This is a genomic window from Mesorhizobium sp. Cs1321R2N1 (assembly GCF_037179725.1).
Lineage (GTDB): Bacteria > Pseudomonadota > Alphaproteobacteria > Rhizobiales > Rhizobiaceae > Mesorhizobium > Mesorhizobium salmacidum.
The window spans coordinates 1-22,571 of record NZ_JAPYKP010000093.1 but is presented as its reverse complement, the minus strand read 5'-3'; the positions used below and the strand labels follow the sequence as shown (position 1 = coordinate 22,571).

The following is a 22,571-nucleotide window of genomic DNA, read 5'->3' as shown; positions in this document are numbered from 1 at the left end:
CGATGAACTTCAGCCGCTCATCCATGACGTTACACTCCTTCCAAGGCACCTTGCTCTCCTTGCAAAGGGCCGAAAGTGTAACCCATCTATCCGGAATGAACTGTCACCCATCTCTCGGGAAGGGCACTCTTCGAGCTCCGGGGGGCGGGCCACCCCAAGCCCTTAGACGCAGGTCCTCCGAAACCCCGGTGTAGAGCGATTGCCAGCGCCGCCACTCTCTATGAGGCGCTCGCGATTTGGGCCGACACGTTCGTCCTGATGAACGTATTCCTCACCCTCACAGACTTGTAGACATAAGCAGCCCAGATGCCGACCCCCACAAAAGACGCCAGGGGTGCCACCAGCGCATCGCCTGCGAGCACCTGGTTCACCGGAACGCCCAGGATTGACGAAGTCCAGATCGTATCCAGGACAAAAACGACAGGGATCGCAAGGCACTGAAGCAGAAACAATTGCGGGAACCGGCGGCTTCGCCGCAGCATCGAAACCAGCACAACCAGTTGAAGCGCCAGAAATGCGAGATTGAGGGCAACCTCCCCATACACCGCCAGCGGCCCATTTGGGAGAGTCATGAGTTGCCGGTAGCCGTCGGCCGAATTGGCGAAGTCGGCGAGCGTGCGTAGCGGTGACAATGTCTGACCGATCGCCAGCAGCATCAGCCAGCCACCGAAGCCCACAAGAGCCTCAGGATTCTGTGACGGCTTCGCGGCTGATCGAACAGCAAAGAAAACAGGCACGCCGATCAGCAGCAGCACGATCACCCAATGCCAGATGGAAAACGTTCCCATTTATTCCCTCCCTTTTTTTATACCCTTTTAAGTTGTATCAGATTTCAAATTCAACTCAAGAGCTGAATTTTTCGTAGACAACGATACCGAAGCGACGATTTCTCCTGCCTGCTCCCTCACACCCCGATCGCCGCCACCAATATCCTGCTCTGTCCCGGAAGAGCGGCCGGCTGCCATCTGCGGGAACACTCCTGAGAAACGGCTAGCGAACTGCCCCTCCCTGGCACTTTCGGCTCGCGTGAAAAACGAAGAACGCGGGCGGGAGCCTTCAGCCGCTTCTGTCGGCAGGAAGACAAACTCGATGTGCACTAGGCGATCGGCCGCCCCCACAACCCAGAACTCTGCCGGTCAATGCGGCGCAGCGCTCGTTTCCCAGGGCGAGGGAAACGGGATCCATTTCAGATCCGAAGCCTTTCCATCGGTGCTTTTATCGACACCGCAGTTGTAACGATCGACCTTGTCCTGTCTCACGCCGTCCGCCGGGCGTCGGCGAGACTTGGTTGGTGCGGATCGATGAGCCTATTTTGGCGGCCTACAGCGCTCTTTGCGGGCAAGGCATCCCGGCGGCGTCACCGCAGCGTGAGGCCGTGGGGACCGGCCTGGCGCTCATTTGTTCCGACTGGCGCACCAGTTCGGCGAAGACAAGCGCGAAACTTCCCAACATGACAAAGACGATGATCAGGCGTGCTACCGGCAATATGTCGGCCTCGTCTGGCTGGCGCATGTCCCCTGGCATCAGGATCCGCGGGATCACGCGCACAAATCTAACGTGCCGCAGCGTCCTTGCGTCCCGAAGGATAAGGTAGATGCTGCGGGCGCCCCACGCCACCCATGCCGGCTAACATGATCGGTCCGGCTTTACGAGACCTTAAGCCTGGCCTTAACCATCACATTCGGTCGCGCCACGACATCAACCGCGACCGCCCTGTGCGGCGGCACCGCCGCGCGTCGCTTGATGAACCGGCAGAGGCTCTCTTTGCAGACCTGCCCGCCTCATGCTACCCCGGCGCTGGCGGCCGGAACCTGCCGGCGCCAATCGGTCGCGATCGGGAAGCCATGAGCACAGCCGCCAACAGCATCGCTTTCGTCTCGTCCGAGACAACAGACGCCAAGGCGGCGCTGGAGAGCCTGTCGGCGCGCTATGGCCAATGTTCGGTCGCCGAGGCGACTGTCGTGGTGGCGCTGGGTGGCGACGGCTTCCTGTTGCAGACCTTGCGCGACACGATGGGTACGGGAAAAAAAGTCTACGGCATGAACCGTGGCACAATCGGCTTCCTGATGAATGAGTACCGGTCCGGAGGACTCACCGAGCGCATCGCGGCCGCGGTCGCCGAAACGATCCGCCCGCTGGAGATGCTGGCAACCACCTCGGATGGCGAACAAGTCACGGCGCTGGCGATCAACGAAGTTGCGCTGTGGCGTCAATCCTATCAGACGGCCAAGATCCGCATCAGCGTCGATGACCAGATACGGCTCGAGGAACTGAACTGCGATGGCGTCATGATCGCGACGCCGGCCGGATCGACCGCATATAATCTTTCCGCGCACGGCCCTATCCTTCCGCTCGACGCGCCCCTTCTGGCTCTCACGCCGGTCAGCCCGTTTCGTCCGCGACGCTGGCGCGGCGCATTGCTTTCCAACAAGGCGACCGTGCGCTTCGACATTCTGGAGTCGGAAAAGCGGCCGGTGAACGCAGCCGCCGACCACACGGAGGTCAAGGCGGTGACCTCGGTCACGGTACGGGAATCGCCGACTGCCACCGCGACTTTGCTATTCGATCCCAACCACTCCTGGAACGAACGCATCCTGGCCGAACAGTTCCGTTACTGAGCCGGCACAGAGACAAGCGGCCGGATTAAGCATCGCGATTAAGGTTACAACTTCACAATCGCGCCAATCCTGCCCGTTTCTGTTGACAAATCGTGGGCTTGCGCCTAATCGCAATACCAATCTTGCAGGCGCGTGGCGCTTGCCGCGACGAATGACGTTGCGCTTCCCCGAACCAGCCAAAGACAGCAACACTTGTCCTCAGACACGACGATCGCTCAAGAAGCGTTGACCTTTTCAGACCTCGGCCTATCGCTGAAGGTGCTTTCCGCAGTCACCGACGCCGGCTACACCCAGCCGACCCCGATCCAGGCTGGCGCGATCCCGCACGCCTTGCTCGGCAAGGACGTGCTGGGGATTGCCCAGACCGGCACCGGCAAGACCGCCTCCTTCGTGCTGCCGATGCTGACGCGGCTCGAAAAGGGCCGCGCCCGCGCCCGCATGCCGCGCACGCTGATCCTCGAGCCGACGCGTGAGCTTGCCGCGCAGGTCGAAGAAAACTTCGTCAAATACGGCAAGAACCACAAGCTCAACATCGCGCTGCTGATCGGCGGCGTGTCGTTTGACGAGCAGGACAAGAAGCTGGAGCGCGGCGCCGACGTGCTGATCGCTACGCCAGGCCGTCTGCTTGACCACCGCGAGCGCGGCAAGCTGCTCCTCAACGGCGTCGAGATCCTGGTCATCGACGAGGCCGACCGCATGCTCGACATGGGTTTCATTCCCGACATCGAGCGTATCTGCGAGATGATCCCGTTCACCCGGCAGACGCTGTTCTTCTCGGCGACCATGCCGCCAGAGATCACCAAGCTGACGGAAAAATTCCTGCATGCGCCGGTGCGCGTCGAGGTCTCCAAGGCCGCGTCGGCGGCTACCAACATCACCCAGCGGCTGGTCAAATCGGGCTCGAAGCCTTGGGACAAGCGCGAAACGCTGCGCAACCTGATCAAGGCCGAGGACGCGGAGCTGAAGAACGCGATCATCTTCTGCAATCGCAAGATCGAGGTTTCGGAGCTGTTCCGCTCGCTGCTGAAATATGACTTCGACGCCGGTGCGCTGCATGGCGACATGGACCAGCGCGCGCGCATGCAGATGCTGGCCAATTTCCGCGACGGCAAGCTGCGCTATCTCGTCGCCTCGGATGTCGCCGCGCGCGGCCTCGACATTCCCGATGTCAGCCACGTCTTCAACTACGACGTGCCGATCCATGCCGAGGACTATGTCCACCGCATCGGCCGCACAGGCCGCGCCGGGCGCTCGGGCAAGTCCTTCACCATCGCGACCAAGTCTGACACCAAATATATCGACGCCATCGAACGGCTGATCGGTACCAAGATCGAATGGCATGACGGCGACCTATCGACGGTGGTTGCCAGCGAAGGCGAGGACGATGCTCCGCGCCGCGGCAAAGGCGCGCCGCGCCGCGCCGGCCGCAAGGACGAGGACCGCAGCGACAGGGGCGGGCGCAAGAAGGGCGGCGAGCGTCGCGGCAGACACAGCGAGGAAGATACCGCGACCGCGGTTGCTCAACCGCAGCCCGATGTGGCCGAGACGGCCGATATTGTCGAACGGCGCGCGCGCAAGGATGCAATCCGTTCGGAAAACACCGAACGCAAATCATCCGACCGCAATGAGCCGCGCGCACCTGAGCGTGGTGACACCAGGCCGCAGCGCAGTAACAACCGCCCTGCCCGCCACCATCAGGAGGACAACGACACCACAGTCGGCTTCGGCGACGACATGCCGGCCTTCATGCGCATCGTCGCCAAGGTCTGACCGGCGCGGCCGGGAAATAGCTGCCGAACGATCCGGTCACGGGGTCCAGAGGCAAGTACTTCGGACATCGTCGCGAAGGTCGGTGAGGTCATTGCCAAACAAGGCAGGCAGAGTGTGGGGGAACCGCCCTGCATAAGGCTCAAGAAATTGCAAATCGACGCCCACCCGCCGGAAGGCCTCGGCCATATAGAGGCCGCGGCCGCCGGGAGCGTTGATGTAGCGCTGGCCGCCAAGTGCCTGCACGATGCTGATGACGCGCTCCTGTCCTCGCAGAGCAGGGTCGATGTCTATGCTCGAACTGCGCAAGATCTCAGGTTCGAGTTCAAGCGCATCGGCTGCTAGCCGAAGACCTTCTTCGAGATAGTCGGTGACGTCGCCAAGCGGCCCGGTGAGATGGCGGCTGATCCGCTCAGAGGCCGGTGTAGTCGCTTGGCCCGGCAGTCCGAATACGGCAAGGCGCTTGTCGAGAGTGGATCGAGCGTCGCTCGCCCACCTCAGATTCTTTATCAATGTTACGAATGGCATGGGCGCGAGCGGCAATGTCAGCCAGCGACCCGGCGACATTTCGCAACGATGTACGCGCCCTCTGCGTGGGAACTGGACATCGTCGAAAACGACGAAGATGTCGCAAGCCGCTAAAAGGCGAAAATAGCCCAGATAGGGGAAGAAATACGGCTGCATGACAGCAATGGTGCGCTTACCAGTCACCGCGTCACGGGCTCGCCATAAAATGGGTAGGTGAGACTTCGTACATGTTGCTGGAATGCCTGCAGCACCGGAGATACGAACGACCTGCCGCAGAACGCATCGAATTCGCCGCGATTGCACAGGAAATTGTGACGGTCGAACTGGTCGCGGCGCAGGTAGTGGAGCACCCTGATATCAGCAGGGTCGCGGAGCCCGTGAGCCAGCATCTCGTCCGAGTTCGGGCAATTGTATTCCGGCCCGAGAGCCAAGGTGTCCGCTCCGACTGTCAGGATCGCCAGCGACAGTGCAATCTGGCCGGAAAAGAAGACGACGGACGTATCCTTTAAATAGTGGTACACACGCTGCGTCAAAGGCCGGATCAATTGCTGGATGGCGATGAACGCAGTTCTGTCGAAGACCACGAAACCATAGTTGAAGTAGGCAGGGCTGCCGCCCGAGGCTTGGTCCGGCGACATGGAATACTGCCAGTCCAGCGGCGTGTCGCCGAAGCCGAATGCCTCAAGAAGCCGGCGCCATGCGGCGTCATTTTCCGCACCATCTCTCGAAAACGGCGAAAAATGCGCCGGCATTCCGGCAATAAGAGGCCGCTTGGCATCGCGCATTCTTTGCAAAAGGTCATCGATTGGCCGCATGAGGCACACGTCGGCATCGGCGAGGATGACGGCATTGCCTCGCGCCGGTTCGGCATACCGGTCAAAACCCGAGGAAAAGCCCCGGTCGCTGACAGCGTGAGGCACGGGACGCCACGTCACCGGATAGGGCAATGACCAGCGATTTAGGGCGCGCATTTCGATGGCGTCGGCATGTCCGCCGGCAGAAACCACGATGGGTGCGGTCGCATAAGCGCCGCCGAGCTTGGCCAGCGATAGGGCAGCCAGCTTGACGTTCGAAAAAAACTCCGGCTCCGGCAGGATCGGGATACGAAATTCAAAGGTCATACCGGTCCCGTCATGTCAAAATCGCGGGTTGCCCAGCCGATGCCCGCCTCGCCAAACCCGTTGCCGTTGTAGAACATCACGTCCCGGTTCGCGCACCGCATGACGCAGCAATAGGCCTGCATCCAGCTGTCGAAATCGTCGAGCGTCGGCGGATTGCTGAAGATCACTGGCTCGGCTTCGCCGACGGTTCCATCCCGCGTGTCTATGCGACGGGAAAACAACCGGTAAGCCTGGTTGCCCCCAGCGCGAAAATCCCGCCCACGGCGGCTATACCACAAGCGCACGCCCCCAACCTCATGCGTTAGCCAGGGACGCGTGTGGCTGACGCCGTCACCAAGATCGTCAGGCAGGACGATGCTCGAACCCAATTCCCAGATCACGCCGTCAGGCGAAACACAGCTGCGAAGGACATAGTCCGGTTCCAGGACGCCCTTGACGTTGACCCAGCCTGTTCCGCTGGCATACCACATGAGATAGCCGCCCTCGACCGCATCGACAAAGGGGGTCGATACAAAATAGGGATCCACCGGGCCAATACCGCGGATCGGCCCTGCAAATGCCCTCTTGAAGCTCACCCCATCACCACTGACTGCGAGCCCGATCGCTATCTGGAAGCTGACATCATTGCGCGCATAGATGCCGGAATAATAGAGACGAACCCGGCCATCGACCATCAGCGCGCAGGACGGCCCCAGCCCCGAGCAATCGAAAGTTCCCGACGGGCCCCACTCCATGATCGGATCGAGATGCTCGCCAACCACACGCATGCCGTTTTGCGGGTCGACATCGACAGCCAGAATGGACGACCGGTTGTCTTTGTTGCGTCCAGCGAAGAAGATGCGCCAAAGCCGGGACGAAAAAGCGAGGACCGTAGGGACCTGGGCATGACTGGCCCACCACCCGTGCCCCACCTTTACGGAAACCAGCAACCCGTGCCGGGTCCATTTCCCCTGATGGTCCGGCATCAGCGAAACTTCATCGACTTGATACGGGCGCTGGAATAGGGCTTCGGCAAGTCCGAGGGATGGCGCACCACACTGTTTGGCGGCACGTCGCGCCGGATCATGCAACGCGACTCAATATAGCTTCCCGCACCGATCATAATGCCGTTGTCGACGCCGACCTGCCCGCCGATCAGACTGCATGCGCCGATATGGACACCGCTCGCCAGTCCCACTTGCGATGACAGGAAGCAGAAGTCCTCGATGACGGCGTGATGCCCCACATGGCTGCCACTCCAGATGATGATGCCCTCGCCGAGGCGGACAAAAGGTTGCAGCGTGCAGTTTTCCAGAATGAAGCAGTTATCGCCAACCGTCTCCGCCATATTGTGCGTCGAGGGGTGAATGAAGCGCGCAAAGCCATATCCGCGCGCTCTGCCTTCCCAATGCCGATCCCGGCGGAACTCGTTTAGATTCTGATAGCTGAGAGGCCCGAGGAGCTTGACGCTGCCAGGCAGGAAACGCTCCTCGAGCCTTTCCCATGCGACCACGGGAAGTCCCTGGAACTCGGGCTGCGTCAGAAAGCTCTCGTCGACCGTGAAGCCGACAACACGATCCTCGCCGAATTTGTCGAGATAGGCTTTGGCAACTTCGGCGAGCTGCCCTGCCCCAAAAATGACCACGTCCGCCATGCCGCCCCTACGCCCTTGTTCCCAGCCCGGTCGCCACCATCTTGGGTGTCCGGCTATGTGCCGGCCTTATAAACGTAAACAGTGTATTCGAAGAGACCGTAATCGGCACGAATGAGGTGGTGGCGCGACAATTGATCGACGACAAATCGGCCAATCCGATCGTAGGGCACGTGAAAAAGGTCATCGCGTTCCCAGTCGACGTGTTTCGACATGAGGTTGAAGGCGATGCCTTTGCGTGCATGGGGAAATACCTTTACCAGCACCTCGGTCATGGCATCGAACATCGTCTCGTAGGCGACGCCGCAGCGCTCCGTGAAAACACCGTTCATGATGATGTAATCGGCCTCGGGCACAGCCGCGCCGGTCGCCATCACGTCGATTCGATCAAACGCCACGCCGGGATATTTGCGACGGCACAGGTCGATGAACCGCGCCGACAGATCAAGTCCCCGGTATCGTACCTTGCGATTGTAGTGGCGCAGATAGTCGAGGAAATGGCCGGCACCGCAGCCAAAGTCGAGCAGATCGACCTGATCGCTCTCCCGCACAACCTCTGCCATAATGCGGTAACGCGTCGCTGCGCCCTCGGCATCGGGCCAGTCGACTCCTTGAGGGGTGTCTCCGTGGCGTGCGAGACACGACTCGTAGTGACCCACCAACGCGTCAAATGGACCAGTATCAGTCAATTGTAATATCTCATGAAATCGGCGTATACGTTCGGCATGGCTTTGTATACCACGCTGTTACCGGCGTGATACTTTGGTTTCCTCATCTCGGTCCAGATCGGCTCAAACATGATGCACAGTCCGGCCTCGCCTTCGCCACGCCAGCTTCGCGTTTGTCTGATCAATCCACGTTTCCATCCTTCCGTATGGACTCGCGATGAAGTCCTTTCCATTCTGCCCGGCGGCAAGCGTAGCTGGATCGTGACGGGGTCTCTGCCGGCACTGGCGGCCCTTGCTCCCGACCACTGCGAAATCGTTCTGGTCGACGAGAATGTCGAGGATATCGATTTCGAACACCTCACAGATTTCGACATCGTTGGCGTGACCGGCATGATCGTGCAGCGCGACCGCATGTTCGCAATCCTTGACCGGCTCCGAGATCTTCCGGTTACCACAGTGGTCGGCGGCCCCTACGTCTCTGTATCGGAATCGGAGTTTGTCGATCACTGTGACGTGCGCTTCGTCGGTGAGGCCGAAGAGACGTGGCCGCGCTTCCTGACGACTTTCGCCCGGGGCGAGGCAGTCCACCGGCGTTACGAGCAAGACGCCAAAACGAACATGGAGACAGTACCGACGCCGCGATACGATCTGCTGAAAGCTGGACGCTACATGGTCGCATCGCTGCAGTTTTCGCGGGGCTGCCCCTTCCTGTGCGAATTCTGCGACATCATCACCATTTTCGGTCGCCGCCCACGCCTCAAGACGCCGGCGCAAATGGTCCTCGAGTTCGAAGCGATCGTGAAAGCCGGGTTCAGCACCTGCTTCCTAGTCGACGACAATTTTATCGGCAACAAGGCCAAGGCCAAGGAACTGCTGCGCGTTCTGATCGATTGGCAGCAGGCGAACAACTACCCGCTCGTCTTCTCCACCGAGGCCAGCATCAATCTGAGCGATGACGAGGAAATGCTCGATCTGATGCGGCTGGCCAATTTCCGGCAGGTCTTCGTCGGAATCGAATCGCCTCGCACGTCATCATTGGCCGAAGCCAGGAAGGTTCAGAACGTCCGCGGCGACTCCATGATCGAGAAATTGCAACGCATCCGCAACAAGGGGCTGGTCATTCACGCCGGCTTCATTGTCGGTTTCGACGCCGATGATGAAGCGATCTTCAACGAGCAGTTCGAGTTTATTCAGCAAAGCGGCATCGCGCCAGTGTCGGTTGCGATCCTGTGCCCGATTCCGACGACGCCGCTTTACGAGCGGCTGAGGACTGAAGGCCGACTGGATCTCAGCGACCCTCATGTCAGCTTCCATCCCAAGAACATGACCCGCGACGTCCTCAAGACAGGTTACGACAGATTGGTACGGCGTTTGTATGAGCCTGAAGCCTATTTCGATCGCTTGGTCGATGGCTATGCTGGATCGCCGGGCTTCCGTCGCAGCCGGGCATCTCAGGCGGCCCGGATCGGGAGAAAACGCTCTGGCATGGGGCGGCTTGCGGAACTGACCGGGGCTTTTCTGATGGCCGCGCGCTTGGCTGGAACTCTTATCGCCAAACAACACGCTATATCGCTCGGCAGCGCCTATGTCAGGCATTGGCGCCGCAACCGCCGTCTCTGCGGTCGCGAGGCGATACCATTCGCCAGTTTCGTGCTGCTTTGCGCCGATCATTGGCATTTTTACACCATCTCGCAAACCAGTATCCGATTCCAGATCGGCAGCAGCCGGCCCGAAACCTTGCGACCATTGCCGGTCAATGAAGATCTCTACCTGCCCAGGATTGCCGACAGCAGGGCTTCATGACGAGTCAATTGTGGGATGCCGATCCCGACCCGCCGCCTGATATCCCGGTCGCGCGCCCGCGCCTGCCGATGGCGGACGATATTCTGCCCTATCTGCGTGAGATCGACGCAAACCGTTGGTACAGCAACAACGGTCCGCTGAATCAGCGATTCCAGGAAATTCTCAAGGCTCACGTAAGTGCGAACCATGTGGTATGCCTAGCAAATGCAACGCTGGGCTTAGCTCTGGCATTGATGGCACAGAAGCCGGCGAGGGGCAGTCTCTGCATGACGCCGTCCTGGACCTTCGCCGCCAGCGCGCACGCGGCGGTTGTTGCAGGGCTCGTGCCCTGGCTTGTCGATGTAGACCTGAGCACCCAGCAATTGTTGCCCGAGGCCGCCGCGGAACTCATCCGCCAAGCACCCGGCAAAGTCGGAGCAGTCATGCCGGTGATGCCATTCGGCTGCCCGATGGGACCCGGAAACTGGGATCGGTTCAAGAACGACACCGGTCTTGCCGTGGTAATCGACGCGGCCGCAGCCTTCGACACGTTGAGAGCATCGCGGGTTCCGGCAGTCGTCAGCCTGCATGCCACCAAGACACTTGGTATCGGCGAAGGTTGCTTCGTCGCGTCCAACGACGGCTCCCTGATCGAGGAGATTGGGAAGGCGGCCAATTTTGGCTTCGCAAATTCTCGCGAGGCTACCTCGCCCGCATTGAACGGGAAGCTCAGCGAATATGGCTCGGCCGTCGGCCTGGCCGCGCTCGAAGCTTGGCCGCATACGCGTGCCGCCTATAAACGCGTTGCTACAGGCTATCGCCGCGCGCTGGGGTCGATTTCCGAGTTGAGTTTGCCTGAAGGCTTCGGTGAAAAATGGATCTCCTCCACCGTCACTATTGGCCTGCCGCCTGGTTTGATGGACCGTGAAATCAAAGCGCTGTCGAAAGCAGGGATTGGCGTGCGCCGGTGGTGGGGCGGCGGTCTGCACCGGCACGTAGCCTTCGAACATCTTCCCAGGATGCCTCTGCCGGTCACGGACATGCTGGTGGCGACGCAACTGGGACTACCCTGCTCGACCGATCTTGCCGATGAAACGATCTTCCGTATCTGCGGAATCGTCGCAGAAGCAGCTGCCAAAACAAAGAGTTAGAGCGGTTCGGCGTTTCCGTGAAACGGCGACCGCCCTGACCCAGTTGCTCGGTCACATCGGTCCGGGCATCATCTTGGTCGGTTTCTCCAGCATCGGAAACTCGGCCTTGTCGCATTTCACCTTCGGATTCGTCGGACTGAACATGCCGTTCGGATTGTCATCGAGCCAGGCGTGAAGATCGTAGTGGACGAACTCCTTCGGGATCAGCGGGTAGTGCCCCTCCATCGGGCCCATGAAGGTTTGACCAAACAGCTTTGGTGGCTCCTTGACGTCCGGGGTCAGCGGCACCAGCCACTCCACCCCAACCAAATGCAGGCCTTTTTTCGTTGGTTCGTAGATCAATACATTGGGATGCATCGGATCCAGTTTCTGGCCGACACTTGGAACGTTGACGAAATGGATGCCCATGGCGCCCTTCGGATAATCCATGGAGCCGGGTATCTTTTCTCCGCTGTAATAGACGCAGCCGACTGTCGACAGGTAGAGATCGCGGACGGCGGCGGTGTAGTCCTGATATTTGGCGAGCGATTTCTTCAACGCGTCGATGTCGGCCTTGTTGGCGTCCTCGGCATGAGCCGTGGCGAGGCCTAACCATGCACCTACAATGCTTGTCAAAGCGAGGACGCCGCAGCGCCCAAGGCTGGCTGTTCTTGTCATGCATTCCTCCCAGATTTCATGATCTGGCCGTGCAAGACCGAGGCGGCAAAGATGTTGATTGCGCGGCCGATAAAACCGCCCCGTCCCCTCTGGAACAGCGTCGATCCTAATCCTTTCCACGGCTGCGGAAAAGCACTTATTAGATATTGCTAATTTTATTTGATCGCCGTCATGAAACCGGGCGCCAAAATACGCCTGGATAAAAAAAGGCCCCGATGGGGGCCGTTTTCGCATGAGACGCGATTCTGCTCAGGTGAGCGGCGACAGCTGGATCTCGACGCGGCGGTTCTGGGCACGGCCCTCGGCTGTGGCATTGGAGGCGACGGGCCGCGTTTTGCCAAATCCGGTGACGGCGAAGCGGCGCTGATCGACGCCCTGGCCGGACAGATAGTTCGCGACCGCCAGTGCACGGCGCTGTGACAGATCGAAATTGTGCTGGTCGCCACCGGTCGAATCGGTATGGCCGAAAACGTCGACCGTGGTCTGCTTGAACTTCTTCAACACCAGCGCCACCGAATTCAGCACCTGGTAGAAGCCGGGCTTCACCGCGTCCTGGTCGGTGTTGAAGGTGATGTCGGACGGCATGTTGAGGATGATCTGGTCGCCGCTACGGGTGACACTGACGCCGGTGCCCTCGAGCTGCCGGCGCAATTCAGCCTCGTTCTGGTCCATGGTGGCGCCGATGGCGCCGCCTGCCAGCGCGCCGATGCCGGCGCCGATCAGCGCATTGCGGCGGTCATTGCCGCCGGCAAGCAGACCAAGGCTGGCGCCTGCCAGAGCGCCAAGACCCGCCCCCGCGGCCGTGTTGGAAATCTTCTGGTCGCCCGTATACGGATCGGTGGTGGTGCACGCGGTCACGAGCAGAGCCGTCGCCATAACGACGAGCACGGTCTTCTTCATAGGATGGTCCCTCTCCAAGTCACGCCTTACGCTGGCGCCAAATCAGCCCTTGTCGCGACTTGTACCATGAAATGCGGCGAAAAACGGAACGGGAAAAGTGGCCGTCGCGGCTTTTCCCCCGGGTCCGTTGCGCATCGAAGCACCTTGGCGGGCTACCAGAGATTCTTGCCGTCAATGACCACCACTTCGACCTTGTCGAGGTCGAAGTCATCGAACAGCCGCGAGTTGACGCTGATCTTCGGATTGTCGAAATCCGGCTCGCCGGTCGACCAGTCCGGCGTTTCGGTGAAGGTGCCGCAGCCGCAGGTTGCGCAAAAACCATGCTTTACGGTCTTCGAGCCCCATTGGTAGAAGGAAACGTTCTTCAGCGGCGTGATGAGCTTGAACTGGGACGGGGTGTAATAGGCCCAGAGCGAGCCGCGTTTCGAGCAGAACGAACAGGTGCATTGTGTCACCGTCCGCGGCGCCTCCGACACCTCGAATATCGTCGCCTTGCAGTGGCAGCTTCCCTTGATGGCCATGAACATCACCTCTCCATTGTCCGTCGCCCAAGCGGCAAGGCACCATAAAGAAGCGATCCTGACAACCGTCCGTCAGCAGACGCGTCTGCCGAATGGCGTTGGCCGCCGGCGCAGCATCAAAAAGAGCGCGGCGGCACGAACAGGCATATCGTCTTGCCGGCGTCGAGACCGGCCTGATGAGCGCACCAGTGAAACTCGCCGTCAGGGCTGTCCTTGATGCGCTTGTCCGTCATGGGAACCACCTCGCCGGTGCCGGCGATCACGTAGCCCTCGGGTTTCTCCAGCACCTCGCCGGTATGCGTGGCACGACAGTCATAGTTGGCGCAGCAGGCGAATGGATAGCTCCAACCCTGCGGCTTTGCCGCCGTGGGCTTGGCGTCATGAGCAAAGGCAGCTGGCGCGAACATCGCGATCACGCCGACGGCGAACAGAGAAAACATAAGTCGGCCGACCGGTTGAACGGCTCGGGCCGATCTGAGCGTGGCAGCGGACATAAGACGTTCCTTTCGAGCGTCAAGCATTTCGCCTGCCCGTTCCCGGAACGTGTCTTCCCAGTGGCCGGATCGATCGTCAGTCGCAGATATGCCGCGTCCGGCCATAAATGCTTTTTGTCTCCCAGCGTTTGGATGCTGGGCTGATTCCTTGGTCGGCGCAAGAAGCCGCAGCGCCCGGATATGGGCGCACGCGCATGACATACTGCTACCGCTGACGAGATTCAGGCCAGGTTTGTTCCCGGCAGGCGGGGCATGCAAACAACGGGATTGATCCGGAGTGGTTCCAGCCGGCCGATCGTCAGATGCGCGCAATCACATGCTCTTGATCACTGGTGACATTGCCGCAGATCGTCCGCGATGGAGAACCCGTCGCCCTGCAGCCACGAAGATGTGGGCAGCCGGACGAACGGCAAACATGCGACGCGCCCGTTTTGGGGACAGGAAAAGACCCTCTTCCCGCACGAGAGCAATACGCCGAATCAGAAACCTTGCGATGGCCGGCGCGCTTGTTGCTGGCACCGGCGGAAAGCGTGTGGTCAACCGCTCACCGCACGGCGATACGTCCGCTTTTGCGACGAGCTCGCGGCCATCGCCCGCATGAGCAGCCTAATCCAGGTCGGCTACCACTTCGCCCGCGCCGCCCTCGATGCGTTGCGACAGCGAGGCTTCCATGAAGTCGTCGAGGTCGCCATCGAGCACGCTAGACGGGTTGGTGCTTTCGACGCCGGTGCGCAGATCCTTCACCAACTGATAGGGCTGCAGCACGTAGGAACGGATCTGGTGGCCCCAGCCGATGTCGCTCTTCGACGCCTCGGTCGCGTTGGCGACCGCTTCGCGCTTCTTAAGCTCTTCCTCGTAGAGTCGCGAGCGCAGCATTTCCCAAGCCTTGGCCTTGTTTTTGTGCTGCGAGCGTTCGGCTTGGCAAGCGACCGCGATGCCGGTGGCGATATGGGTGATGCGCACGGCCGAATCAGTGGTGTTGACGTGCTGGCCGCCCGAGCCGGACGAACGATAGGTATCGATGCGCACGTCGGATTCGGAGACGTCGATCTCTATCCTGTCGTCGACGACGGGATAGACCCAGACGCTGGAGAAGGACGTATGACGGCGCGCATTGCTGTCATAAGGTGAGATGCGCACCAGGCGGTGGACGCCGGATTCGGTCTTCATCCAGCCATAGGCATTGTGACCCTTGATCAGCAAGGTGGCGGACTTGATGCCGGCCTCTTCGCCGTCATGCACTTCCAGCACCTCGACCTTGAAGCGGCGGCGCTCGGCCCAGCGCGTGTACATGCGCAACAGCATCGAGGCCCAGTCCTGGCTTTCGGTACCGCCGGCGCCGGCATGGATTTCGAGATAGGTGTCGTTGGCGTCGGCCTCGCCCGAGAGCAACGTCTCGACCTGGCGGGCCTTTGCCTCGCCCTGCATCGAGCGGATCGCGGCCTCGGCCTCGGCGATAACGCCTTCGTCGCCCTCTTCCTCGCCAAGCTCGATCAGGCCGATATTGTCTTCCAGCGCCTGGGTCAGGCCCTTGACCGCCGCGATGCCTTCCTCGAGGCCCTGGCGTTCGCGCATCAGCTTCTGCGCTTCCAGCGGTTCGTTCCAGAGGCTTGCGTCCTCGGCCCGCACGTTCAGGTATTCAAGCCGCTTTATGGCCTGATCCCAGTCAAAGATGCCTCCTCAGCAGGGTAATCGCCTGCCTGATCTCATCGACAATATTCTGCGTTTCCGCGCGCATGGCCTGATATTTTGTCCTGTTGCTGAATGACGCTTCGGTCGGCGCGATACATAGGGACGGTGCCGCGATGTGTAAAGCGAAATGGGCCAGCCTCGGCTGGCCCATTCGGACGTTTGAATTCGTCAGTAAAGGCCGCCGCCGCCGTCCTGGATGGCCTGGTTGGCCTGCGGCGACAGTGCGCCGCCGGAAGCGTTGGAGCCATCGGCGCCCATGCCGATCACCCAGTAGCTGTCGGCGGGGCCGGTGCCCGGCTTGAAGGCCTCGATGATGGTGCCGGGATCGCCCGAGGAGGCGCGCATGCCGGTCTTGCGGTTGATGGCGATCAGATTCATGCCGTCAGGCACCTTGAAGTCGACATTGGGCGTGCCGTCCAGCGCCACGCGCATGAAATCCTTGAAGATCGGGGCGGCAAGGCCGCCACCGGTGGCGCCATGGCCAAGGCCGCGCGGCGTGTCGTAGCCCATGTAGAGACCAACCACGAGGTTCGGCGTATAGCCGATGAACCAGGCGTCCTTCTCGTCGTTGGTGGTGCCGGTCTTGCCGGCGATGTGGCGGCCAAGCTCGCCGATGGTGGCGCCGGTGCCGCGCTGGACGACACCTTCCATCATCGAGGTGATCTGGTAAGCGGTCATCGGATCGAGCACCTGCTCGGAATTATCGACCAGTTCCGGCTCCGGCTGGTTTTTCCATTCAGGCGCGTTGCAGCCTTCGCAGCCACGCTCATCCTGCTTGAACACCGTCTTACCGTAGCGGTCCTGGATGCGGTCGATCAGCGTCGGTTTGATCGACTTGCCGCCATTGGCCATGATCGAATAGGCCGAAACCATGCGCATGACGGTCGTCTCGCCCGAACCCAGCGCCATCGGCAGGTATGGCGCCAAATGATCATAGACGCCGAAGCGCTCGGCATATTCGACGACCAGCTTCATGCCCATGTCATTGGCAAGCCGCACCGTCATAAGGTTGCGCGACTTCTCGATGCCGGAACGCAGTGTTGCCGGGCCGGCGACCGTGCCGTCATAGTTCTTCGGCGTCCAGGTTGTGTTGCCGCTCTGGATGGTGATCGGACCATCCATGATCACCGAGGCCGGGGTATAGCCATTGTCGAGCGCGGCCGAATAGACGATCGGCTTGAACGAAGAGCCTGGCTGGCGCATCGCCTGGGTGGCGCGGTTGAATTCCGACTGCGAATAAGAGAAACCGCCGACCATGGCCAGCACGCGGCCGGTGTGCGGATCCATCGCGATCAGGCCGCCTGCCACCTCGGGAACCTGGCGCAAGCTGTAGGCATTGTCGGAACCGTCGTTCTTCTGGACGAAGATGACGTCGCCCGGCTTCAGCACGTCGGCCGGCGACCTGGCCTTGACCGTCTTGCCATCGACCACATGGCGCATGGCAAAGCCCATGTCTTCCTTGCTGACGGTGCCTTCGACGCGTTCCTTCACGATATCGCCCGACGCCTGGCGTGCGGGCTGAAGGCCGATCGACAGCCCGGACGCCGAACTGTCGAGCACGACGGCCAGCGACCACTCGGGAACGTCTTCCAGTCCCTTGACAGCACCCAATGGCACACCCCAGTCGCCGGAGACGTCGATCGTCTTCACCGGCCCGCGATAGCCGCGCAAAGTGTCGTATTTCATCAATCCATTCTGCATCGCCTTGCGGGCAATGAGTTGGACCTTCGGGTCAAGGGTGGTGCGAATCGACAGCCCGCCCTCATAGAGGGCGTTCTCGCCGTAGCGGGCGATGATCTGCCGACGAACCTCTTCCGTGAAATACTCGCCGGCGAAAAGGTAGGAGCCGGTGCGGCGCGGAGCAACGCCAAGCGGCTCGGCCTTCGCCTTCGCCCCCTCTTCGGGCGTCACGTAACCGTTTTCGACCATCTGGCCGATCACCCAGTTTCGCCGTTCAATTGCCCGGTCGGCGTGCTTGAAGGGATTGTAGTTGGCCGGACCTTTCGGGAGCGATGCCAGATAAGCGGCCTCGGCCACGGTCAGTTCGTTCACCGATTTATCGAAGTAGGTCAGTGCGGCACCGGCAACGCCATAAGCATTGAAGCCGAAGAAAATCTCATTGAGATAGAGCTCGAGGATGCGATCCTTGGAATAGGCCTGCTCGATGCGGAACGAAAGGATGGCTTCCTTGACCTTGCGTTCCAGGGAGCGTTCGTTGGTCAGCAGGAAGTTCTTGGCAACCTGTTGGGTGATCGTCGAGCCGCCCTGCATGGGGCCACCCGAAACGTAAGTCATCACCGCTCTGGCCAACCCCGTTATGTCGACACCAGGGTGGCTGTAGAAGTTCTTGTCCTCCGCGGACAAGAAGGCAGCCTTGACGCGATCCGGGATGGCCTGGATCGGCAAATAAAGGCGCCGTTCCCGTGCATACTCCGCCATCAGCGCGCCATCCGAGGCATGGATACGGGTGGTCACCGGAGGCTCGTACTTGGCCAGCACTTCGTAGTCAGGCAGATCCTTTGCCACATGGCCGATGTAAAGGGCAACGCCCGCCGCGGCCAGGAGGGCCAGCGTCGTGCCGATGCCGAAGAAATAGCCAATGAGACGAATCATACCCGCTCCAGTCCTTGGTTCGGGAATTTCCTAAACGAAGCCGCCTTCCACGCAAGCTTTCGAGCCGGTCCCAACCCGTAATCGAAAACCCATGTCGCCACCATGTGGACAAAATACGGCAGGGCCGCGTTTCGCGGCCGCAAGTCGGAAATAAAAGCAGCGGGTGTTGTCATCCCGCAACGCCGCCTCTGGTTGCGGGCGCTGCCGGGCATTGTCAACCTCCGGTTCCAGCCCCGGCACGGGCGGAAGCGAACAACGCGACGGCGTTGGTGATGCTTTGCGCTGCCTTGCCGCGCCACTCGGTGTCGAGCAGTTGCGCCTCGTCCTTGGCGTTGGAGAGATAGCCGAGCTCGACCAGCACGGACGGCACGTCCGGGGCCTTCAGCACCTTGAATCCGGCCGAACGCTGCGGATTGTTAATAAGGCCGACGCTGGTCGAGAGCTGACCGACCAAGGTATGGGCAAAACTCATCGAGAAATTGTGCGTCTCACGGCGGATCAGGTCGATCAGGATGTCGGTCACTTCCTTGTTGTCGTCCTTGATGACCATGCCGGCGAACTGGTCCGACAGGTTTTCACGGTCGGCAAGCGCCTGTGCTTGCGGGTCGGAAGCCTTGTCGGAAACCGTATAGACAGTGGCGCCGCGGATGCCCTTGACACTGATCGTGTCGGCATGGATCGAAATAAGCAGATCGGCCTCATGCTGGCGGGCAATGCGGACGCGGTCGTCCAGGCGCAGATATTCATCGGTATCACGGGTCATGAAGACATCGTATTTGCCGACGGCCGCGAGCTTGTCGCGCAGCTCGGTGGCAAAGGCGAGCGTGACGTTCTTCTCGATGGTGCCGTTCAGGCCCTCGGCGCCGCCGTCCACGCCGCCATGGCCGGGGTCGATGACGACGGTGAACCTGTGGCCGGGATTGGAGACGGGTCCCGTGCCGACCCGGCCGCCTTTATCAGTCGAAACCGTGGAACCGGTGGTCAGCGCCTGATTGGCAAGGGCGGCGTCAAACTCACGTTCGGACGCCGCGGACATGTCGATGGCGATGCGGTAGCCGGTTCCGTCCTCGTTCTTGAGCACATCGAGCTTGTCGACGGCGAACGGTCCCCTGCCTGTCAGGATCAGTCGCGAAACGCCCTCGCCGAGTTCGCCGAGCCGCACGCCCTTGACCAGCCCACGCGGCTTCAAATCCCTGGCATCTATGGCAAATCGGGTGTTCGCAAGATCGATGACGAGGCGGTTGGGCCCACGCAGCAGGAACCATTTGATGTCAGGCTCGCGATCGAAATCCATGACGATGCGCATCTTGGTGGCATCGCCGGCCATTTTGTAGCCCTTCGCCACAAGCGGCGCGTCGGCGGCACCGGCAATCGTGGAGAAGGCGGACGAAAACATCACCAGCAGCACGAGACAGAAGGCTCGGAGAATCTGGCCGCCAACACGACATCCCTTGTCTGTGAAGTCCGCCAGTCCCATCTCTCTTCTAGTCGCTCCCGTTTTGGCGCCAGGCGCCGGCTCGTTTCGTCAAAGTGCCGGTTAGGCCGCGAACTCGATTAACGATTGGTATCCAGAGAAGGTTAACCAAGCCTTTTCACGCAAGGATCGGAACCAGGCTTACGCTACGGAACTGCTTTTTGCCGGCATCGGAAATCGGGGTTGCCTTCCAACCCGCCAAATCATAAAAGCGATGGTGGATCACTGCAATCCTGGAACCGCCCTCCTCCGCAGCTTCCTGCTACAGGGTCAGATGAAAGGCGGCTCCTTTCGCTTCACGCGAAAAGGCTTCAGGTGATTGCGACGAATTTCGCAGGTGTGCTCCCGTGGCGGGGGAATCGCCTGCGTGAGGAAAACGGCCGGGTTTGTTCCCGCGCCGGCTCTGTATGAGCAAACAAGCTGGTCCGGTTTCCGGGCTTTGGTTCAAAAGGTTCTGCTGGTGACGATGGCTTCAAGCGCAATCATGGAAAGGTCCGCATCAAACCGCGCCAATATGGCTGCGGGCGGCACCGCCATGACACGCAGGCAGCGTCCGGCGGACGTTCAATTATCCGGCACCCACTCTCATCCAGACACACAGCAGCGGGCTTTGCCCCGCCAGCTGCGGCTGACGGCTGCCGGGGGGAAACGAAATAATGCCCAACAAAATGCTGATAGACGCCTCCCACCCGGAGGAAACACGCGTAGTCGTCGTACGCGGTAACCGTATCGAAGAATTCGACTTTGAATCCCAGGACAAGAAGCAGCTCAAAGGAAACATTTACCTCGCCCGCGTAACGCGCGTCGAACCCTCCCTTCAGGCAGCCTTTGTCGAATATGGCGGCAACCGTCACGGTTTTCTCGCCTTCAGTGAAATACACCCCGATTACTACCAGATTCCGGTCGCCGACCGTCAGGCACTGCTGCGCGCGGAAGCGCAGGAGGCCGAGGACGAGGAGAACGAGGACGGCGAAGGCGACGATCGCCAGAGCCGGGATCGTGGACGGCGCGGTCGCCGGCGCGGCGGCAAGACCCGCGACCGTGCTGAAAACAGACGCGATGCCGGCACGGCCGATTCCGGCGAGGCAACCGAAGCCGCCGGCGAAACAGACGAAAACAACGACAATGGCCCGGATGCCGTAACCGAGGACATGTCCGACGTTTCCGGGACCACGGAATACGTGTCCGATGCCTCGGAAGACGCCGGCGCACCCGAACATGACGGTGCACCCGAACATGACGCGGGTTCTTCCGAACAGGATGAAAGCGAGGCCAGCGAGGGCAGCCCCAAGTCGATCGCCGCCTCCGTCGAGGGCGATGTGATTTCCGAGCCCGTCCCGCAGTCGGAACAGGGCAGCGAAGCCACTTCCTCCGACAATGATCGCGGGATGCTCGAGGAGGTATCCTCGTCCCATCCAGACGATCATGAGATCGAATCGGTCGGCGCCGAGGACGCGCTCGAGGAAGTGCGCAACCGCCGCAAGCCGGTGCGCCGCCAGTACAAGATCCAGGAAGTGATCAAGCGCCGGCAGATCCTGCTGGTGCAGGTCGTCAAGGAGGAGCGTGGCAACAAGGGCGCGGCGCTCACCACCTACCTGTCGCTTGCCGGCCGTTATTCGGTGTTGATGCCGAACACAGCGCGCGGCGGCGGAATTTCGCGCAAGATCACCAGCGCGGTCGACCGCAAGCGCCTCAAGGAAGTCGTTGCCGATCTCGAAGTGCCGCAAGGCATGGGCGTCATCCTGCGCACCGCCGGCGAGAGCCGCACCAAGGCCGAGATCAAGCGCGACTATGAATATCTGATGCGGCTGTGGGAGAACGTGCGCAGTCTCACGCTCCAGTCCACGGCCCCTGCCCTCGTCTATGAGGAAGGCAGCCTGATCAAGCGCTCGGTGCGCGATCTCTACAACAAGGATATCGACGAGATCCTGGTTTCCGGCGAAGAGGGCTATCGCGAAGCCAAGGACTTCATGCGCATGCTGATGCCGAGCCACGCCAAGGTGGTTCAGCCGTTCCGCGACACGACGCCGATCTTCGTGCGCAACGGTATCGAAGCGCAGCTCGACCGCATGCTGCAGCCGCAAGTGACGCTGAAGAGCGGCGGCTACATCATCATCAACCAGACCGAAGCGCTGGTCGCCATCGACGTCAATTCGGGACGCTCCACCAAGGAGCACTCGATCGAGGACACCGCGCTCCACACCAATCTGGAAGCGGCCGAGGAAGTCGCCCGCCAGCTCCGGCTGCGCGATCTTGCCGGCCTGATCGTCATCGACTTCATCGATATGGAGGAGAACCGCAACAACCGCTCCGTCGAAAAGCGGCTGAAGGATCACCTCAAGAACGACCGCGCCCGCATCCAGGTCGGCCGCATCTCGCATTTCGGCCTGATGGAGATGTCGCGTCAGCGCATCCGCGCCAGCGTGCTGGAATCGACCATGAAGCCGTGCCCGCATTGCGGCGGCACCGGCCATGTGCGCTCCGATTCGTCGGTGGCGCTGATGGTGGTGCGGGCGATCGAGGAGTTCCTGCTCAAGGATTCGCGCAGCCACATCACGGTGCGCACGCCGGCCGCGACCGCGCTCTACGTGCTTAACCACAAGCGCGGCACGCTGGTGGAACTGGAAAGCCGCTTCGGCCTGACCGTCACCATCGAGGCCGACGATGCGGTCGGTGCCCAGCACTACGCGATCTTCCGCGGCGCGCTGGCCGAAAAGCCGGAAGGCTTCGTCGAGGCGCGCAGCCTGCCGGCCTATGTCGAGCCGGAAGAGCCCGAGGACGAGATTGTCGTTGTCGAGGAAGATGACGAAGCACCGGTACAGGCCGAGCAACCACGGCACGCCCAGCCGTCACAGCATCAGCAGCCCAGATCCGGCGAGGAAGGCGAAGGCCGCGACCGCAAGCGCCGCAAGCGTCGCAGGCGGCGCGGCGGCAAGGATCGCGAACGCGAGCATG

General features: G+C 61.0%; 19 protein-coding genes. 5 read left to right on the top strand and 14 right to left on the bottom strand.

The window, feature by feature from the left end:
• Window positions 1–218 precede the first annotated feature (218 nt).
• Together O7A61_RS21310 and O7A61_RS21305 are read right to left on the bottom strand one after the other, a co-directional pair.
• Window positions 219–788, bottom strand: a complete 570-nt coding sequence (locus O7A61_RS21310; RefSeq protein ID WP_337131474.1) for a DUF2569 family protein — start codon at window positions 786–788, stop codon at window positions 219–221.
• A gap of 532 nt (window positions 789–1,320) precedes the next feature.
• A complete protein-coding gene (locus O7A61_RS21305) occupies window positions 1,321–1,512 on the bottom strand; it encodes a hypothetical protein (protein WP_127869399.1) in 192 nt (63 codons plus the stop codon).
• 332 nt (window positions 1,513–1,844) lie between these two features.
• Between O7A61_RS21305 and O7A61_RS21300 the strand changes: the two genes are divergently transcribed.
• Window positions 1,845–2,618 (top strand): NAD kinase, encoded by a 774-nt coding sequence (locus O7A61_RS21300; protein ID WP_027146866.1) that lies wholly within the window; start codon window positions 1,845–1,847, stop codon window positions 2,616–2,618.
• Window positions 2,619–2,810: 192 nt separating this feature from the next.
• Complete coding sequence (locus O7A61_RS21295) at window positions 2,811–4,388, top strand: DEAD/DEAH box helicase (RefSeq protein WP_337131473.1); 1,578 nt, start codon at window positions 2,811–2,813, stop codon at window positions 4,386–4,388.
• A 36-nt stretch (window positions 4,389–4,424) separates the two neighbouring features.
• Here O7A61_RS21295 and O7A61_RS21290 read toward each other — a convergent pair whose 3' ends face one another.
• The 5 genes from O7A61_RS21290 to O7A61_RS21270 form a co-directional block, all read right to left on the bottom strand.
• Window positions 4,425–5,069 carry a WbqC family protein gene (locus tag O7A61_RS21290; protein WP_337131472.1) on the bottom strand — a complete coding sequence of 215 codons (645 nt, stop codon included), beginning with the start codon at window positions 5,067–5,069 and terminating at the stop codon, window positions 4,425–4,427.
• Window positions 5,070–5,092: 23 nt separating this feature from the next.
• Window positions 5,093–5,860: a hypothetical protein gene (locus tag O7A61_RS21285; protein ID WP_337131470.1), complete on the bottom strand. Its 768-nt coding sequence runs from the start codon at window positions 5,858–5,860 to the stop codon at window positions 5,093–5,095.
• Between the two features lie 170 nt (window positions 5,861–6,030).
• Window positions 6,031–6,999, bottom strand: a complete 969-nt coding sequence (locus tag O7A61_RS21280) for a hypothetical protein (protein ID WP_337131469.1) — start codon at window positions 6,997–6,999, stop codon at window positions 6,031–6,033.
• Window positions 6,999–7,667 (bottom strand): acetyltransferase, encoded by a 669-nt coding sequence (locus O7A61_RS21275; RefSeq protein WP_337131468.1) that lies wholly within the window; start codon window positions 7,665–7,667, stop codon window positions 6,999–7,001. Before O7A61_RS21275 ends, O7A61_RS21280 begins: the two co-directional genes overlap by 1 nt.
• Window positions 7,668–7,720: 53 nt before the next feature.
• A complete protein-coding gene (locus O7A61_RS21270; RefSeq protein ID WP_027146861.1) occupies window positions 7,721–8,353 on the bottom strand; it encodes a class I SAM-dependent methyltransferase in 633 nt (210 codons plus the stop codon).
• Window positions 8,354–8,461: 108 nt separating this feature from the next.
• On the opposite strand from O7A61_RS21270, the gene O7A61_RS21265 reads away from it, so the two are divergent.
• Complete coding sequence (locus O7A61_RS21265; RefSeq protein ID WP_337131467.1) at window positions 8,462–10,135, top strand: radical SAM protein; 1,674 nt, start codon at window positions 8,462–8,464, stop codon at window positions 10,133–10,135.
• A complete protein-coding gene (locus O7A61_RS21260; protein WP_337131466.1) occupies window positions 10,132–11,265 on the top strand; it encodes a DegT/DnrJ/EryC1/StrS family aminotransferase in 1,134 nt (377 codons plus the stop codon). Before O7A61_RS21265 ends, O7A61_RS21260 begins: the two co-directional genes overlap by 4 nt.
• 51 nt (window positions 11,266–11,316) lie before the next feature.
• Here O7A61_RS21260 and O7A61_RS21255 read toward each other — a convergent pair whose 3' ends face one another.
• From O7A61_RS21255 to O7A61_RS21225, 7 genes are all read right to left on the bottom strand, one after another.
• A complete protein-coding gene (locus O7A61_RS21255) occupies window positions 11,317–11,922 on the bottom strand; it encodes a hypothetical protein (protein WP_337131475.1) in 606 nt (201 codons plus the stop codon).
• 249 nt (window positions 11,923–12,171) lie between these two features.
• On the bottom strand, window positions 12,172–12,822 hold the full coding sequence (locus O7A61_RS21250; RefSeq protein ID WP_015318025.1) for an OmpA family protein: 651 nt from the start codon (window positions 12,820–12,822) through the stop codon (window positions 12,172–12,174).
• Window positions 12,823–12,974: 152 nt separating this feature from the next.
• Complete coding sequence (locus O7A61_RS21245) at window positions 12,975–13,343, bottom strand: GFA family protein (protein WP_027146857.1); 369 nt, start codon at window positions 13,341–13,343, stop codon at window positions 12,975–12,977.
• 116 nt (window positions 13,344–13,459) lie between these two features.
• The gene (locus O7A61_RS21240; protein ID WP_337107196.1) at window positions 13,460–13,837 is read right to left on the bottom strand and encodes a hypothetical protein; all 378 of its coding nucleotides are present in this window, start codon (window positions 13,835–13,837) and stop codon (window positions 13,460–13,462) included.
• 606 nt (window positions 13,838–14,443) lie between these two features.
• Window positions 14,444–15,575 (bottom strand): peptide chain release factor 2 gene (gene prfB / locus O7A61_RS21235; protein ID WP_140508819.1). Its coding sequence is split into 2 segments (ribosomal slippage): window positions 14,444–15,508 and window positions 15,510–15,575, totalling 1,131 coding nucleotides; the frame shifts between segments, so codons are not numbered across the junction.
• A gap of 122 nt (window positions 15,576–15,697) precedes the next feature.
• A complete protein-coding gene (locus O7A61_RS21230; RefSeq protein WP_027146854.1) occupies window positions 15,698–18,142 on the bottom strand; it encodes a penicillin-binding protein 1A in 2,445 nt (814 codons plus the stop codon).
• A 214-nt stretch (window positions 18,143–18,356) separates the two neighbouring features.
• A complete protein-coding gene (locus O7A61_RS21225; RefSeq protein ID WP_337131464.1) occupies window positions 18,357–19,619 on the bottom strand; it encodes an N-acetylmuramoyl-L-alanine amidase in 1,263 nt (420 codons plus the stop codon).
• Between the two features lie 653 nt (window positions 19,620–20,272).
• Between O7A61_RS21225 and O7A61_RS21220 the strand changes: the two genes are divergently transcribed.
• A partial coding sequence (locus O7A61_RS21220) for an Rne/Rng family ribonuclease (protein WP_337131463.1) occupies window positions 20,273–22,571 on the top strand: 2,299 nt, incomplete at its 3' end.